General features: G+C 72.2%; 15 protein-coding genes. 4 read left to right on the top strand and 11 right to left on the bottom strand.

Annotation, left to right across the window (positions count from 1 at the left end; translation table 11 throughout):
- Nucleotides 1-60: 60 nt before the first annotated feature.
- From cbiE to IE177_RS14360, 6 genes are all read right to left on the bottom strand, one after another.
- On the bottom strand, nucleotides 61-1,272 hold the full coding sequence (gene cbiE / locus IE177_RS14385) for a precorrin-6y C5,15-methyltransferase (decarboxylating) subunit CbiE (RefSeq protein ID WP_190015713.1): 1,212 nt from the start codon (nucleotides 1,270-1,272) through the stop codon (nucleotides 61-63).
- A 120-nt stretch (nucleotides 1,273-1,392) separates the two neighbouring features.
- Nucleotides 1,393-2,022, bottom strand: coding sequence for a GNAT family N-acetyltransferase (locus tag IE177_RS14380; RefSeq protein WP_190015712.1), 630 nt, complete (start codon nucleotides 2,020-2,022; stop codon nucleotides 1,393-1,395).
- Nucleotides 2,023-2,190: 168 nt separating this feature from the next.
- Nucleotides 2,191-3,024: a MetQ/NlpA family ABC transporter substrate-binding protein gene (locus IE177_RS14375; RefSeq protein ID WP_190015711.1), complete on the bottom strand. Its 834-nt coding sequence runs from the start codon at nucleotides 3,022-3,024 to the stop codon at nucleotides 2,191-2,193.
- A 69-nt stretch (nucleotides 3,025-3,093) separates the two neighbouring features.
- Entirely contained in the window at nucleotides 3,094-3,831 is a 738-nt protein-coding gene (locus IE177_RS14370; RefSeq protein WP_190015710.1) for a methionine ABC transporter permease, read from the bottom strand.
- The gene (locus IE177_RS14365) at nucleotides 3,828-4,874 is read right to left on the bottom strand and encodes a methionine ABC transporter ATP-binding protein (protein ID WP_190015709.1); all 1,047 of its coding nucleotides are present in this window, start codon (nucleotides 4,872-4,874) and stop codon (nucleotides 3,828-3,830) included. The genes IE177_RS14370 and IE177_RS14365 overlap by 4 nt, the downstream gene beginning before the upstream one ends.
- A 427-nt stretch (nucleotides 4,875-5,301) precedes the next feature.
- On the bottom strand, nucleotides 5,302-5,952 hold the full coding sequence (locus IE177_RS14360) for an HAD family hydrolase (RefSeq protein WP_190015708.1): 651 nt from the start codon (nucleotides 5,950-5,952) through the stop codon (nucleotides 5,302-5,304).
- 69 nt (nucleotides 5,953-6,021) lie between these two features.
- Between IE177_RS14360 and IE177_RS14355 the strand changes: the two genes are divergently transcribed.
- Entirely contained in the window at nucleotides 6,022-6,381 is a 360-nt protein-coding gene (locus tag IE177_RS14355) for a hypothetical protein (RefSeq protein WP_190015707.1), read from the top strand.
- A gap of 1 nt (nucleotide 6,382) precedes the next feature.
- Nucleotides 6,383-6,802, top strand: a complete 420-nt coding sequence (locus IE177_RS14350; protein ID WP_190015706.1) for a hypothetical protein — start codon at nucleotides 6,383-6,385, stop codon at nucleotides 6,800-6,802.
- Here IE177_RS14350 and IE177_RS14345 read toward each other — a convergent pair.
- The 3 genes from IE177_RS14345 to IE177_RS14335 all read right to left on the bottom strand — a co-directional run bounded on the left by IE177_RS14345 (nucleotide 6,792) and on the right by IE177_RS14335 (nucleotide 9,115).
- A complete protein-coding gene (locus IE177_RS14345) occupies nucleotides 6,792-7,289 on the bottom strand; it encodes a GNAT family N-acetyltransferase (RefSeq protein ID WP_190015861.1) in 498 nt (165 codons plus the stop codon). The genes IE177_RS14350 and IE177_RS14345 overlap by 11 nt on opposite strands.
- Before the next feature lie 45 nt (nucleotides 7,290-7,334).
- On the bottom strand, nucleotides 7,335-7,841 hold the full coding sequence (locus IE177_RS14340) for a sigma-70 RNA polymerase sigma factor region 4 domain-containing protein (RefSeq protein WP_190015705.1): 507 nt from the start codon (nucleotides 7,839-7,841) through the stop codon (nucleotides 7,335-7,337).
- A 92-nt stretch (nucleotides 7,842-7,933) separates the two neighbouring features.
- Complete coding sequence (locus tag IE177_RS14335) at nucleotides 7,934-9,115, bottom strand: glycerophosphodiester phosphodiesterase (protein WP_190015704.1); 1,182 nt, start codon at nucleotides 9,113-9,115, stop codon at nucleotides 7,934-7,936.
- A gap of 411 nt (nucleotides 9,116-9,526) precedes the next feature.
- On the opposite strand from IE177_RS14335, the gene IE177_RS14330 reads away from it, so the two are divergent.
- Both IE177_RS14330 and IE177_RS14325 read left to right on the top strand, forming a co-directional pair.
- Nucleotides 9,527-10,156: a lysophospholipid acyltransferase family protein gene (locus IE177_RS14330; RefSeq protein ID WP_308431558.1), complete on the top strand. Its 630-nt coding sequence runs from the start codon at nucleotides 9,527-9,529 to the stop codon at nucleotides 10,154-10,156.
- Between the two features lie 134 nt (nucleotides 10,157-10,290).
- Nucleotides 10,291-11,946 (top strand): multicopper oxidase family protein, encoded by a 1,656-nt coding sequence (locus IE177_RS14325; RefSeq protein WP_190015703.1) that lies wholly within the window; start codon nucleotides 10,291-10,293, stop codon nucleotides 11,944-11,946.
- 71 nt (nucleotides 11,947-12,017) lie between these two features.
- Here the strand turns inward: IE177_RS14325 and IE177_RS14320 are convergent, their stop codons facing one another.
- Together IE177_RS14320 and IE177_RS14315 are read right to left on the bottom strand one after the other, a co-directional pair.
- Nucleotides 12,018-13,571, bottom strand: coding sequence for an MFS transporter (locus IE177_RS14320; RefSeq protein WP_190015702.1), 1,554 nt, complete (start codon nucleotides 13,569-13,571; stop codon nucleotides 12,018-12,020).
- Entirely contained in the window at nucleotides 13,568-14,134 is a 567-nt protein-coding gene (locus IE177_RS14315; protein WP_190015701.1) for a TetR/AcrR family transcriptional regulator, read from the bottom strand. Before IE177_RS14315 ends, IE177_RS14320 begins: the two co-directional genes overlap by 4 nt.
- Nucleotides 14,135-14,155: the final 21 nt, after the last annotated feature.

Genomic DNA, 14,155 nt, shown 5'->3' with positions numbered 1-14,155 from the left:
CGGGCCACCCGGTGCGGTACAACGATCGGCCAGCCTACCGCGCGCGGTACGACAACCGGATCACGGGGCGCGGTCCGGCAGAACCCCACTGAGCAGGAAGGCGACGTTCCGCTCGGTCTCCGTCCAGGCCCGCGTGTCGAGTTCGACGGACTGCAGCAGGGCGCACTGGACGCGGTATCCGTGCTCGGTCAGGTCGCGGCCGACGCGCTCGGCCGCGTCACGGGTCGCGGCGTGCGTGACGATGCGCTGCGGGCGCCGGTCGGCGACCGCCGAGACGACGGCCGCTCCCCCGCCGCCGACCCGTACGACGTCCGGTTCGGGAAGGTTCTCCAGGACGTGCGGGGCGGTGCCGTGCACCACGTGCAACTGGACGCCGGACCGGCGTGCGGCGCCCTCGGCGCGGGCACAGGCCTCCGGGTCGTGGTCGACCGCGATGACGGCCGCCCCGGCGCGCGCGGCCTCGACGGCGAACGCGCCGGAGCCGCAGCCGATGTCCCAGACCAGGTCGCCGATCCGGGGGCCGAGACGGGCGAGTTGGGCGGCGCGGAGCAGTTCCGTCTCGCCCTCCCCGAGGCCGCCGCCGTAGGTCTCGTCGGGCAGAACCCAGCCGCGCGGGCCGGCGCCCGGGTCGCGTCCGGCGATCCACCCGCCGTCCTCCGCGGCCGCCACCGGGCCGCCGATGACGATGACGACGTTCGGGTCGCGCCAGGTGTGGTCGGCGGCCTTGTCGGAGGTGACGACGCTGACCTGCTCGTGCTCGGTGCCCAGTTCCTCGCAGATGACGAAGGTGCGGTGCACGCCCTCCAGCAGCAGACCGAGTTCGGCGGGGCCGGCGCCCGGGGCGGTGAGGACGGCGACCTTGGTGTGGGCGCGGCAGACGTTCACGGCCCGGCGCAGGGTGCGCGGGTGGGCGACGACCACCTGGGCGTCGTCCCAGGGCATGCCGGCGCGGGCGAAGGCGGCGGCGACGGAGGAGACGGCGGGGACGACCTCGACCTCCAGGCCGAACTCAGGTGCGCGCAGAGTGCGGACCACGCCGAAGAACCCGGGGTCGCCGTCGGCCAGGACGACGGCCGTGCCGCGGTGGGCGGCGATGCGGCGGGCGGCGAGTGCGGGGCTGCCGAGGCGGACGCGTTCGGCGGCGGGCGGGACCTCGGGCAGCGCCAGGTGGTGTGCCGCGCCCGCCACGAGCGTGGCAGCGCCGAGGGCGGATCGCGCCGCCTCGGTCAGCGGCGAACCGTCCCAGCCGATCACCGTGACCCGGTCGGCCATCGTCGTGTCTCTCCAGGTTTCCGCGGGTCGTCATGGGAAGGGCCCGTGGTCGGGCTCCGTGAGACTACCGGGTGGGGCGGCCGGACGCGTGCCGGGGCCGGGCCCGCGCTCCGGTGCGCTTCAGTTCCAGTCGGAGTAGGCCGTGAAACCGGCGAGCTGCTCGTCGGCGCCCTCGAGGTCCTCCGGGAGGAGGCTCCAGACGATGAAGTCGCTGCGCAGGTCGGTCCAGGTGCCGTCCTCCGCGCGGACGTGGACTATGCAGGCGTTGCGCAGCACGCCCTCGCTGATGCAGCCGATCTTCTGGGCCACCTGCTGGGACGCGGCGTTGTCGGCGGCGGTACGGATCTCGATCCGTTCGAACTTCTGGTCGCCGAAGAGCCATTGGGCGGTGGCGAGCGCTGACTCGGACGCGTACCCCTCGCCGCGGGCCCAGGGGGCGACGATGTACGACAGTTCGGTGGCACGGATGTGCCAGTCGGTGTTGGTCAGCTGGACGATGCCGACCAGGCGCTGGGTGAGGAATTCGGTGACGGCGAGGTCCAGGCCCCGGCCGGCCGCGCGCTCGGCGGGCGCGTACTCGGTGATCCAGTGGCGGGCGCCGTCCTCGGTGAACGGCTGGGGGACGTCGGTCCAGGCGGCGATGTTCTCGTCGTTCATCATCTCGGCCAGGGCGGGCACGTCGTCCTCGTCGAGTGGACGCAGCACCAACCGCTCCGTGCTGATGGAGATGCTGGGGAAGGTGCTCGTCATGCGCCGCTCCGTAACCATCGTGAATTCCTTCAGGGGCTGCTGAACTGCCCAGCATGCAGCATGAAAGCACCGAATCGCACAACGGGGTCCACTCCTTGTGAGGAAGCGGACCCCGTGCGTGGCGATATGGGCCGGTAGGGCGGGACGGATTCAGGAGGAGGGGCGGGCTCAGAAGGTCGGGAGGACCGAGCCCTGGTACTTGTCCTCGATGAACTTCTTCACCTCGGGGGAGGTGAGGAGCTTGGCGAGCTTCTTGACCCGCGGGTCCTTCTCGTTGCCCTCCTTCACCGCGAGGAAGTTGCCGTACCGGCTGTTCTTGGCGGACTCCAGGATCAGGGCGTCCTTGGCGGGCTTGATCCCCACCGGAAGGGCGAAGTTGCCGTTGATGACCGCGGCGTCCACGTCGTCCAGGGAACGCGCGGTCTGGGCCGCCTCGACCTCCTTGAACTGGAGGTTCTTCGGGTTCTTGGCGATGTCCCGGGGGGTGGCCCCGGAGCCGGCGCCGTCCTTGAGGGTGATGAGCCCGCCTGCCGCGAGCAGCTTCAGGGCGCGGGCCTCGTTGACGGCGTCGTTCGGGACGGCGATGGTCGCACCGCTCTTCAGGGCGTCGGCCTTCTCGACCTTGTGGGAGTAGAGGCCGAGCGGCTCCAGGTGCACCGTGACGACGGGCGCGATGTGCGTGCCGCGCGTCTTGTTGAAGTCGTCGAGGTACGGCTGGTTCTGGAAGTAGTTGGCGTCCACCGAGCCGTCCTCGGTCGCCGTGTTCGGCGTGATGTAGTCGGTGAACTCCTTGACCTCCAGGTCGAGTCCCGCCTTCTCCGCCAGGTTCTTCTTGACGAAGTTCAGGATTTCGGCGTGCGGGGCCGGGCTCGCGGCGACGACCAGCGGACCGCTGTAGTCGGAGGAGCCCGCGGAGTCCTTGTCGGAGCCGCAGGCGGTCAGCCCGAGGGTGAGGGCTCCGGCGGCGAGGACGGCGGTGGTGAGCTTGGCGGTGTTACGCACGAAAAGTGCCTTTCCTTAAGGGTGGTGCGACCCCGTCATGGGTGAACGGGGAGTCTCTCGGCGGGGTGTTCAGGCGACCTTGCCGATGTCGGCCGCCGCGGGCTCCTTGGCCTTCAGCAGGCGGAGCTTCGGCGCGGGGCCGGAGCGGGCGCCGCGGTGGTGCAGGGCGCGGGCCGCGTAGTCGCCGGCGAACTGGATGAGGGAGATGACGACGGCGAGGATCGCGACGATCACCCACATGAGGTCGGTCTCGAAGCGCTGGTAGCCGTAGCGGACGGCGAGGTCACCGAGGCCGCCGGCGCCGACCGTGCCGGCCATGGCGGAGTAGCCGATGAGGGCGACGAGGGTGGTGGTGGCGGAGGCGATCAGCGACGGCAGGGCCTCCGGTACGAGGACCTTGCGGACGATGGTCAGGGTGTTGCCGCCCATCGACTGCACGGCCTCGACGAGCCCGCCGTCGACTTCGCGGACAGCCGTCTCGACGAGCCGGGCGAAGAACGGGATGGCGCCGATGGCCAGCGGCACGATGGCGGCGTCCCGGCCGATGCTCGTCCCGGTGACCGACCGGGTGAAGCTGGTCAGGGCGACCATCAGGATGATGAACGGCATGGAGCGGGTGACGTTCACGACCTGCCCGAGGACCTTGTTCACCACGACGTTCTGCAGCAGGCCGCCGCGCTCGGTGAGCACGAGCAGGATGCCCAGCGGCAGACCGCCGGCGATGGCGATGAGCGTGGACCACCCGACCATGTAGGCGGTGTTCCAGCACTCCGGCTCCAGCAGCGTCCACATCTCGGACCAGGTCACTTCGCACCTTCCTTCACCAGCACGGGCTCCCGGCCCTCGTGCTGCCCGACGACGTCGATCTGCAGGCCCTGCTCGCGCAGGAAGCCGACCGGCACCACGTTGTCCTCGTAGCGGCCGGGCAGCTCGATGCGCATGCGGCCGATCTGCAGGCCGCCGACGGTGTCGATGGCGGCGCCGAGGATCGATATGTCGATGTTGTAGGTGCGCGAGAGCTGGGAGATGACCGGCTGGGTGGCGGCCTCGCCGTGGAAGGTGACGTCGAGGACGGTCCGCTCGGGGCCCGAGGCCTCGCCGCCGACGGGGAAGAGGGCGGAGGCCAGCTCCGAGCCCGGGGTGGCCAGCAGCTCACTGACCGTGCCGGACTCCACGATCCGGCCCCGCTCCATGAGGGCGGCGGAGTCGCAGATCGACTTCACGACGTCCATCTCGTGGGTGATGAGCAGGACGGTCAGACCCAGCTGCCGGTTGAGGTCGCGCAGCAACTGGAGGATGGAGCGGGTGGTCTCGGGGTCGAGGGCGCTGGTGGCCTCGTCGGAGAGCAGCACCTTGGGGTCCCCGGCCAGGGCGCGGGCGATACCGACGCGCTGCTTCTGACCGCCGGAGAGCTGGGCGGGGTAGGCCTTCGCCTTGTCGGCGAGGCCGACCAGGTCCAGCAGCTCCAGGGCCTTGCGGGAGCGCTCCTTGCCGGACCGGCCGAGGATCTCCAGCGGCAGTTCGACGTTGTCCTGCACGGTGCGCGAGGAGAGCAGGTTGAAGTGCTGGAAGACCATGCCGATGCGGCTGCGCGCCCGGCGCAGCTCCCTGCCGGCGCGCGGCCCGCGGCCGGCCAGCGCGGTGAGGTCCTGCCCGGCGACGCTGACGGTGCCGGAGGTGGGTCGCTCCAGCAGGTTGACGCAGCGGATGAGCGAGGACTTGCCGGCGCCGGACTGGCCGATGACGCCGTACACCTCGCCTTCGCGGACGTGCAGGTCGACGCCGTCGAGGGCGGTGACCTCACGGCCGCGCGAGCGGTAGACCTTGGTGAGGCCCGTGGTGGTGATCACGTGGATTTCCGTCACTGTCGAGTGCGCGGGCGTGGGTGTGCCCGGGCACGGGGGCGTGCAGGTGCATGCGGTCAGGGACGCGGCACGGTTCTCGCTGCGGCGGCATCACCGGGGAGAACGGAGAACCTCGTGTGCGCGACGGGGGTCCCCGCACGCCGTCGGGCGGCGGGGGAGGCGGTCCGCGATGCCGCTGGGCGGCAGGGGACACGCCACGGCTCTCGCTTCGGGGCGCGAGGCTCAGATGGTGCGGGGGCCCTCTAGAAGGCGCACATTCGACACATACAGCGAGCACCGGGCGTCATGGTCGCCTCGGTCGCAAGGGTGCGGGTGCTCGTCGTGGTCATGTGTTCAGTAAACCAGACGTACGGTCCTGACAGGCCGCGCCAGTCCGCATGCTGGACGGGCGTGGACACCAGGGGGCGCCCGTTCAGGGGCGGACGGAGATGTCCACTCCCCCGTCGGTGACCAGCGCCCGCAGGGCCGACAGGTCCCGCACGACCAGGTCGGCGTCCAGCTCCGCGGCCCGGTGGGTTGTGGCCAACGCCACGGTGGTCATGCCGGCCGCGCGGCCCGCCCGGAGTCCGGCGGGGGCGTCCTCGAAGACGACGCAGCGGGCCGGGTCCACGCCGAGCTGCCGGGCCGCGAGCAGATACGGCTCGGGGTCGGGCTTGCCGCGGGTGATGTCGTCGGCGGACACCAGCGCCTTGGGGCGGATGCCGACCGCGTCGAGGCGGGCCTCGGCCAGGCGCCGGGTCGCCGAGGTGACCACGGCCCAGCGGTCGGCGGGCAGGGAGTCCAGGAAGTCCCGGGTGCCGGGCAGCAGGTGCACACCCCCGTTCGGCACGTCCTCGACCTCCAGCTGCTCGACCCGCGAGACCGCCTCCGGCACCAGACGGGCGGGCAGCAGGTCGCCGACTATGTCGACCGCCGGGCGCCCGTGCAGTTCCACGCGCCGGAGGGCCTCCGCGGTGATCCCGTACTCCCGCGCCCAGCGGCTCCAGCAACGCTCGACGGAGTCGAGGGAGGAGACGAGGGTGCCGTCGTTGTCGAACAGGAGGGCGTGCGCGTGGATCGTCATGGTCTAGACCCTACGGCGTACGCCGGGGTCGGCGGCGGCGGCACGTTTCGGGCGTAATAAGGTCACCGCATGCTCACTGTCCTGACGCTGGTGACCGGGGTCGCCGCGCTGCTGCTGTCCGCCTGGTGCGGCTGGGCCGCCCACCGCGACCAGCCGACCAAGGACTGGCACTTCATCGGCATGGCCGTGGTGGCGGCGCTGGCCCTGATCCAGCTGGTCACCGGGATCGTGCTGCTGGCGCGGGGCGAGAAGCCGGAGCAGGGCACCACGATCTTCGTGTCGTATCTGCTGGGCGCGTTCGCGTGCGTTCCGGCGGCGGGGTTCATGTCGCTGGCCGAGCGCACGCGCTGGGGTTCGGTGACCGTCGCGGCGGGCGGTGTGGTGCTGGCCGTGCTCGAGGTGCGGCTCTACGACATCTGGGGAGGCTGAGGTGACGGCGGTGGAGGAGAAGCCGGCCCGGCTGATCAGCGGACCGGGGATGCTGCTCGTCTGGTTCTACGGCGTGATGGTGGTCGGCGCGGTGTCGCGGTCGGCGTACCAGATCGCGACCGGATTCGACCGGGCGCCGCTGGCCTACTCGCTGTCGGCGGTGGCCGGAGTGGTGTACGGCTTCATCACCTACACGCTGATCCGCGGCGGGGAGACGGCCCGCAGGGCGGCACTGGTGTGCTGTGCCGCCGAGCTCGCGGGCGTGCTGGTCGTGGGCACCTGGACCCTGGCCGACTCCTCGGCCTTCCCGGACGCGACCGTCTGGTCCGACTACGGCATGGGGTACGTCTTCATCCCGGTGCTGCTGCCGCTCTCCGCGCTGTACTGGCTGCGCAGGTCGCGCGGCCGCGTCACGCCGTAGCCGCGTAGGTCCCCGCGTCCTTCTCCAGGACGATCATCTCGACGCCGTCGGCGCCCCTGGACCTGCCCACCGCCTGGTAGCCGACCCGGCGGTACAGGCGCAGGTTCCCTTCGCTGCGGTGGCCGGTGTGGAGGCGGAACCTCGTGGCGCCGCGCTGCTCGGCCAGGGCCGTCTCGGCCGCCCTGAGCAGGCGCGCGCCGATGCCGTGGCCCTGCAGGCGCGGGTGGACGCAGAGCCTGCCGATGGCCGCCGCGCCGTCCTCGGTGATCCTGCCGCGCACGGAGCCGACCACCTCCTCACCGAGCCGGGCGACGAAGACGCAGTCGGCGGTGACTTCCTGGCGCACGGAATCGAGGGTCTGCACGAGCGGGTCGATGCGGTAGTTGCCGTACAGCGCCGCCTCGCTCTGGAAGCACAGGTACTGGAGCTTGAAGATCTGCTCCGCGTCCTGCCCGGTCGCCACCGAGATGGTCACGCTCATGCCCATGTGCGCATGCCTCCCGCTCACCTGATCACCTGTCGTCCCCCACTCCTATCCCCGTCCCGCACGGGAAGCAACCTCCGGGGCGAGCAATCGGCGAAGACATCCCAGACATCGGGAGCGTTCCGGTCCGAGACTGCCCTGTGAGATACCCAACTCCCCCGCGATCTCCCGGTATGTCGGGTCCTTGGGGGAGAGCAGGGCGCCGAGGAGGCGGGGGCAGCGGCCGGGCAGGCGGCGCACCGCGTCCCGCAGCGCGCGGTAACGGGCCGCCGTCAGGGCGAGTTGCTCGGGGCCGGGCCGGTGGTGGTCGGCCGGCTCGGCGCCGTACGGTCGTTCGCGGCGGGCGGCACGGCGGGTGCGGCGGGCCTCCGCGCGGACCGCCCTGCGCAGCCAGCCCTGCGGATCCGGCGGGGGCCCGTCGGTCTCCAGGCGCTCCAGCAGGCGGAGCCAGACGGCCTGCTCAAGATCTCCCGGCTCGCCTCCCGCCGCATATGCCTCCGCGGATGCCTCGGCGGTGAGCAGCGGGCCCAGGGCGGCCACCAGGTCGTGCGTCATATGCGGAACGACGAGCCGCCCCGGCGGCAGGTTGCCGGGGCGGCCCGGAGTCACCCCGAAAGGGGTGCCGGCGCACGCGCCGGTTGACGCGCTCAGCCGTCCAGGAAGTCGGCCCGGGCGAGCAGGCCGGTGTCGGCGTTGTCGGTGAAGACACCGTCGATGCCGGTGGCGAAGTACGTCCGGTAGGCGCCGAAGACGTCACCGTAGGCGTCCGCCGCGGTGCCCTTGCGGTACTCGGCCGGCAGGAACGGGTTCTCGTTGCGCATGGTGTACGGGTGCAGGAGCAGGCCCGCCTTGTGCGCGTCGGCGACGAGCGTGGTCGGCTCGCCGAGGGTGCCGTCGGCCCGCCTGGGGATGACGAGGTCCAGGGTCGGCCCGATGCCCCGCGCGTAGCCGGCGATCTCCCTGAGGCCCTGGGGCGTGATCAGGTCGGCGACCGTGCGCGGGTCGCCCGCCTCGACGAAGTCGTAGGGGCGGCTGCTCGCCGTGGAGAGCAGGACGACGAGCGGGTTGTCGACCAGCCGGTTCAGCCGCTGGATGCTGCTGGGCTCGAAGGACTGCAGGATGACCGGCGCGTTCCGGCCGTCCTTGCCGTACTTGCGCAGCAGTTTCGCGACCCGCTCCTCCAGTCCGAGGCCGAGCCGCCGGAAGTAGGTGGGGTGCTTGGTCTCGGGGTAGATCCAGACCTGCCTGCCGCGCTTGCGGGTCTGCTCGTCCTGCCACTTGAGGACCTCTTCGAACGTGGGGATCCCGAAGCGCCCGTTGTACAGGGTGTTGTGCGGCCGGTTGGCCGGGATGCGCTCGACGGCCCGCAGCGTCTTCAGCTCGGCGAGCGTGAAGTCCTCGGTGAACCAGCCGGTGGTGGAGACGCCGTCCAGGACCTTGGTGGTCCGGCGGTCGGCGAACTCGGGGTGCGAGGCGACGTCGGTCGTGCCGCCGATCTCGGGCTCGTGCCGGCAGACGAGGTGGCCGTCCCTGGTGGGGACCAGGTCGCCCGCCTCGACCACGTCGGCGCCCAGGTCGAGGGCGAGGTCGTACGAGCCGAAGGTGTGCTCGGGGCGGTAGCCGCTGGCTCCCCGGTGACCGATGATGGTCGGCACCGGCAGGCCCTTCAGCCCGCGCCCCCCGTGCCCCCCGCGCCCCGCGGCGCCGGCGGCTCTGGCCGCGCCGGGCAGCCCGAGGACCGCTCCGCCCGCGCCGAGCACCGCCGCGCCGAGGACGGCCCGCCGTCCGGTGATGCCCTGTGTCTGCTCGTTCGCCTGGTCGCTGTCCATCGGCGCCCTCCTGGCCGTCGGCTTCTGTCGTGCGCGCCGATCGTAGGGGCGTGTACATGACGGAAGGGAGACCCCGGTCCGAACACGGGGGTGACGCCGGGTGTCGTGCGGACGGCGGAACCTGACGGGGCGTCGGCATCGGACCACCCGGACGGGGCAGCCGTGGAACGAGGACAGTGCGCGATGTCCGTCACACCGCCCTCGCGGCCGGACGGGCCGGCCCCGGCACACCACCGCAGGTAAACCCGCGTCAACACTTCGTAAGACCTCGGTGAACCGGGCGTACCCGATGTGCGCGCGCAAGGGCACCGCGAGTAATGTCCTCACCTGCACAGACTCATATCGCTTCCCTCGACGCCGGAGGAACCGTTGTCCCGCTTCGCGCTCATCAAGGCAGTGCTCGGACCGATCATGCGCCTGATGTTCCGCCCACGGGTGGAGGGCGCGGAGAACATCCCCGGGGACGGGCCGGTCATCCTGGCGGGCAACCACCTCACGTTCATCGACTCGATCGTGCTCCCGGTCGTCACCAAGCGGCAGGTGTTCTTCATCGGCAAGGACGAGTACGTCACCGGCAAGGGCCTCAAGGGCCGCCTGATGGCGTGGTTCTTCACCGGCGTCGGCATGATCCCGGTGGACCGCGACGGGGCGAGCGGTGGCGTGGCCGCGCTGATGACCGGGCGCCGGATCCTCGAGGAGGGGAAGATCTTCGGGATCTACCCCGAGGGCACCCGGTCGCCCGACGGGCGACTGTACCGGGGGCGCACCGGCATCGCCCGGCTGACGCTGATGACCGGGGCGCCGGTCGTCCCCTTCGCCATGATCGGCACGGACAAGCTGCAGCCGGGCGGCCGCGGCATCCCGAGGCCGGGCCGGGTCACCGTGCGGTTCGGCGCGGCGATGGAGTTCTCCCGCTACGACGGCATGGACCGGGACCGCTACGTCCTGCGGGCCGTGACCGACTCCGTGATGACCGAGGTCATGCGCCTGTCGGGCCAGGAGTACGTGGACATGTACGCCACGAAGGCCAAGGCCGCCTGAGCCCGGGCCGGGATCCGGGGGACGTGCGCGGTGGCCCGGACGGGTCCGCCTGGCGGTGGAATCTGACCCCGGTGCATCGCGCATTCGGCCGCATCGGCGAGGCCGTCTGACCGTCCGACATGTCTGATTCAGACATGTACAAACCTTCTCGGCGTACCGTGCTCCGTGCTCCGCTCGCCGCGGCCGGCGCCGGATTCCTCGCAGCCTGCACCGACTCCCGCTCCGCGCCCCGTTCCGGACCCCAACACCCGGTCGGCGAGAGCAGGTTCGTCCCGGCGGGGCCCAGCGGGTACGTCAATCCGTCGGATCCGGAGGTGCTCGCCGCCGAACGCGCGCGCGGGTCCGGCCGGCTGCGCGCCTTCACGCTGACCGCCGAGGAGGCCGAGCTGGACCTCGGCGGGCGGCGCGTCAGGACGTGGGCGTACAACGAGGAGGTGCCGGGCCCGCTGGTGCGGGTCACCGCCGGGGACGTGCTGGACCTGACGCTCGCCAACCGGCTGCCCGTCACGACCACGCTGCACTCCCACGGGGTGCGGCTGCGCTGCGACATGGACGGCGTTCCGGACCTGACCCAGCGGGCCATCCGTCCCGGGGCCGACTTCCGTTACCGGTTCGCCGTGAAGCATCCGGGGACCTACCTGCTGCACTCCCACGTCGGCATGCAGCCCGACCGCGCCCTGTACGCGCCGCTCGTCGTGGAGGACCCCAGGGAGCCTCTCTCCTACGACAGGGAATGGGTCGTGGTCCTGGACGACTGGCTGGACGGCGTGGCGGGCTCCACCCCGGACGGGGTGCTCGAACAGCTGAAGCCGGGCGGGCCCATGGACATGGGCGGCATGGACATGGGCGGGACGGACAGGGGCGGCATGGCCATGGGTCCCGGCCATGCCGGCCCCGGCCCCGGCCGGACGGCACGCGCGCACTCGTCGCCGGCCGGGAGGCCCGCGGGTCCCCGGCGGCTGCTGGACGAGTCGCACAGCCGCATGCTGCACGGGGAGGGCGGCAGCGTCGACTACCCGTACTACCTGGTCAACGGCCGTCTTCCCACCGATCCCGCGGTGTTCCGCTGCCGTCCGGGCGACCGCGTCCGGCTGCGCATCGTCAACGCCGGGTCCGAGACCGCCTTCCGGGTCGCGCTGGGCGGCCACGGGATGACCGTCACGCACACCGACGGCTATCCGGTGCGGCACAAGAAGACGGACGCCCTCCTGGTCGGCATGGCGGAGCGGTACGACGTCCTGGTCACCGTCCGGGACGGCGTCTTCCCGCTGGTCGCACTCGCCGAGGGCAAGAAGGGTCAGGCCCTGGCCGTCCTGCGCACCGACAAGGGGAGGAGCCGCCCCGCGCCCGGCGTCCGCCCGGACGAACTCGACGGGAAGACGGTTCCCGCGCGCCGTCTGGAGCCCGCCGAGTCCGTCGCCCTCGCCGATCGCCACCCCGACCGCGAACTGCGCATCAGGCTCACCGGCGGCATGCGGAAGTACGACTGGGGGTTCGACCACCACCCCTACTCCGTACGGCAACGCCATCCGGTGCGCGCCGGCGAACGGGTCCGGCTCACCCTCATCAACGCCACCGGCATGTGGCACCCCCTGCACCTGCACGGGCACACGTTCGCGCTGACCGGCCTGGACGCGGTCGGCGCCCGCAAGGACACCGCGATCGTGCTGCCGCACCGGAAGCTGGTCGTCGACTTCGACGCCGACAACCCCGGGCTGTGGATGCTGCACTGCCACAACCAGTACCACTCGGAGAGCGGGATGATGACGGTGCTCGGCTACCGGAAGTGACGTCCCGGGCGGCGCCGTCCGGCCGCCGGCCGCCGGGCCGTCCTGCTCACACCGGCGGTCCGCCGTTCGGATCAGGCCGGATCGGGGCCCGGGCCGTCCGCGCCGTGTCCGCCGTCCAGTTCCTGGTTCCTCAGCAGGAACCAGGCCGCCGCCGCGGTGGTGAGCAGGACCGCCGCTCCCGCGCCCGAGGCCAGGTGCAGGCCGTGGACGAAGGAGTCGCGGGCCGCGTCCAGCAGGGCGTGCGCCGAGCCGGGGGACATGTGCGCCGACGCCTGCACGGCCGCGCCCAGTGACTCGTGGGCGCCGGCCGGGGTGCCGGCCGGGCCGGTGAAGCCGTGGTAGACGCCGGTCACGATCGAGCCGAGCAGGGCGATGCCGAGGGCCGCGCCCAGTTCGTACGCCGTCTCGGAGACCGCCGAGGCGGCGCCCGCCTGTTCCCTGGGCACGCTGGAGAGGATCACGTCGGCGGTGATGGTGAAGGAGAAGCCCGCGCCGACACCGACGACCAGGAGCGCGGCGCCGAGGAACGGGTATCCGGTGGACCGGTCGAGCACGGTCAGCGCGGCGAGGGCCAGGCCGACGGCCGCCAGGCCGCCCGAGACCACCGCGCGGACCGAGAAGCGCCGGGCCGCCCGGCCCGCGAACAGGCCGGACGCCACCGCGCCGACGGCAGCGGGCAGTTCGGCCAGGCCCGCCTCGAAGGGCTGCCTGCCCTGCACGAGTTGCAGGTACTGGGACAGGAAGAACACCAGGCCGGACATGCCGAGGACGGTCAGCAGGTCGGCGAGGACCGCCCCGCCGAAACCCCGGCGCCGGAACAGGCGCATGTCCAGCAGCGGGACCGGCATGGTCAGCTGGCGGCGGACGAAGCCGTGGAGCGCGCCGGCGCCCAGCAGGCCGGAGGCCGACGCGGACCAGGTGAGACCGTGGGTGGCCGTCTCCTTGATCGCGTACACGACGCCGATCACGCCGACCAGTGACAGGAGCACGCTGCGCAGGTCCCAGGGTCCCGGCTCCGGGTTGCGCGACTCGGGCAGCGTGCGGATCCCGACGAGGACGAGGACCGCCATCACCGGCAGGTTGATCAGGAAGACCGAGCCCCACCAGAAGTGCTCGAGGAGGAATCCGCCCGTTATCGGGCCGACGGCCGTGCCCGCGGAGGCGGTGGCGCCCCAGATGCCGACGGCGAGGCTGCGCTCGCGCGGGTCGTGGAAGAGGTTGCGGATCAGGGCCAGGGTGGCGGGCATCAGGGTGGCGCCCGCCACGCCGAGCAGGGCCCGCGCCAGGATCATCAGCTCGGGTGTCGTCGCGTAGGCGTTGAGCACGGAGATCGCGCCGAACGCCGTGGCGCCGCCGAGCAGGATCCGCTTGCGGCCGATGCGGTCGCCGAGGCTGCCCATGGAGACCAGCAGTCCGGCGATGACGAAGGAGTAGACGTCACCGATCCACAGCAGCTGGGTGCCGGACGGGGCGAGGTCTTCGCTGATGTAGGGGGTGGCCAGGCCGAGCACGGTGGCGTCGACGGCCACCAGCAGCACGGCCAGGACGAGGACCGAGAGCGCGAGCCAGCGGCCCGGGCGCTGCTCCGCCTCGGCCGCGCGGGCCGGCTGCAGCGTGCTGGTCATGATTCCTTCCTTCGCGGTGTGTCCGTACGTCGCGCGCCGCCCAGCAGCAGCTCGACGATCATGTAGGTGAAGTCGTTGGCGGCCACCCGGCCCTCGGCCACCGCCCAGGCGCCGGAGGCCAGCAGCCCGTAGAGGGCCTCGGTGAGCCAGGCCGGGGTCAGGTCGATGCGGAACTCGCCGCTCTCCTGGCCGCGCCGGAACAGGGCCGTGAGGCGGTCGTCGATGCGGGTCCAGCCCTGGTTCTGCCCGTCGCCCTCGAAGAGCTGGTTCTCGGTGTAGAGGAAGGCGAGCAGTCCGGCGGCGGGTTCGATCGCGCGGACCAGCCGCCGTACGGCCTCGGCCGCCGGGCCCTCGTCCAGGCGGGCGGCCTCCAGGGCGGCCTCGCACTCGGCGATGCCGAGCGCCTCCAGCGCCCGGACGAGCGCGTCGCGGCCGGCGAAGTGGCGGTGCAGCGTGGCGCGGCTGATGCCGGCGGCCTTGGCGACCTCGTCCATGGTCGCGGTGGATTTACGGGTCAGCAGGGCGGCCGCGCTGCGCAGCACGTGGTCACGATCGAGGGCCATGAGACGAGTGTAGCCCGAATG

This window comes from Streptomyces lucensis JCM 4490 (assembly GCF_014650035.1).
In the GTDB taxonomy this organism is placed as follows: Bacteria; Actinomycetota; Actinomycetes; order Streptomycetales; family Streptomycetaceae; genus Streptomyces; species Streptomyces lucensis.
The sequence above is the reverse complement of the archived record's forward strand: the minus strand, read 5'-3'. Positions and strand labels throughout refer to the sequence as shown.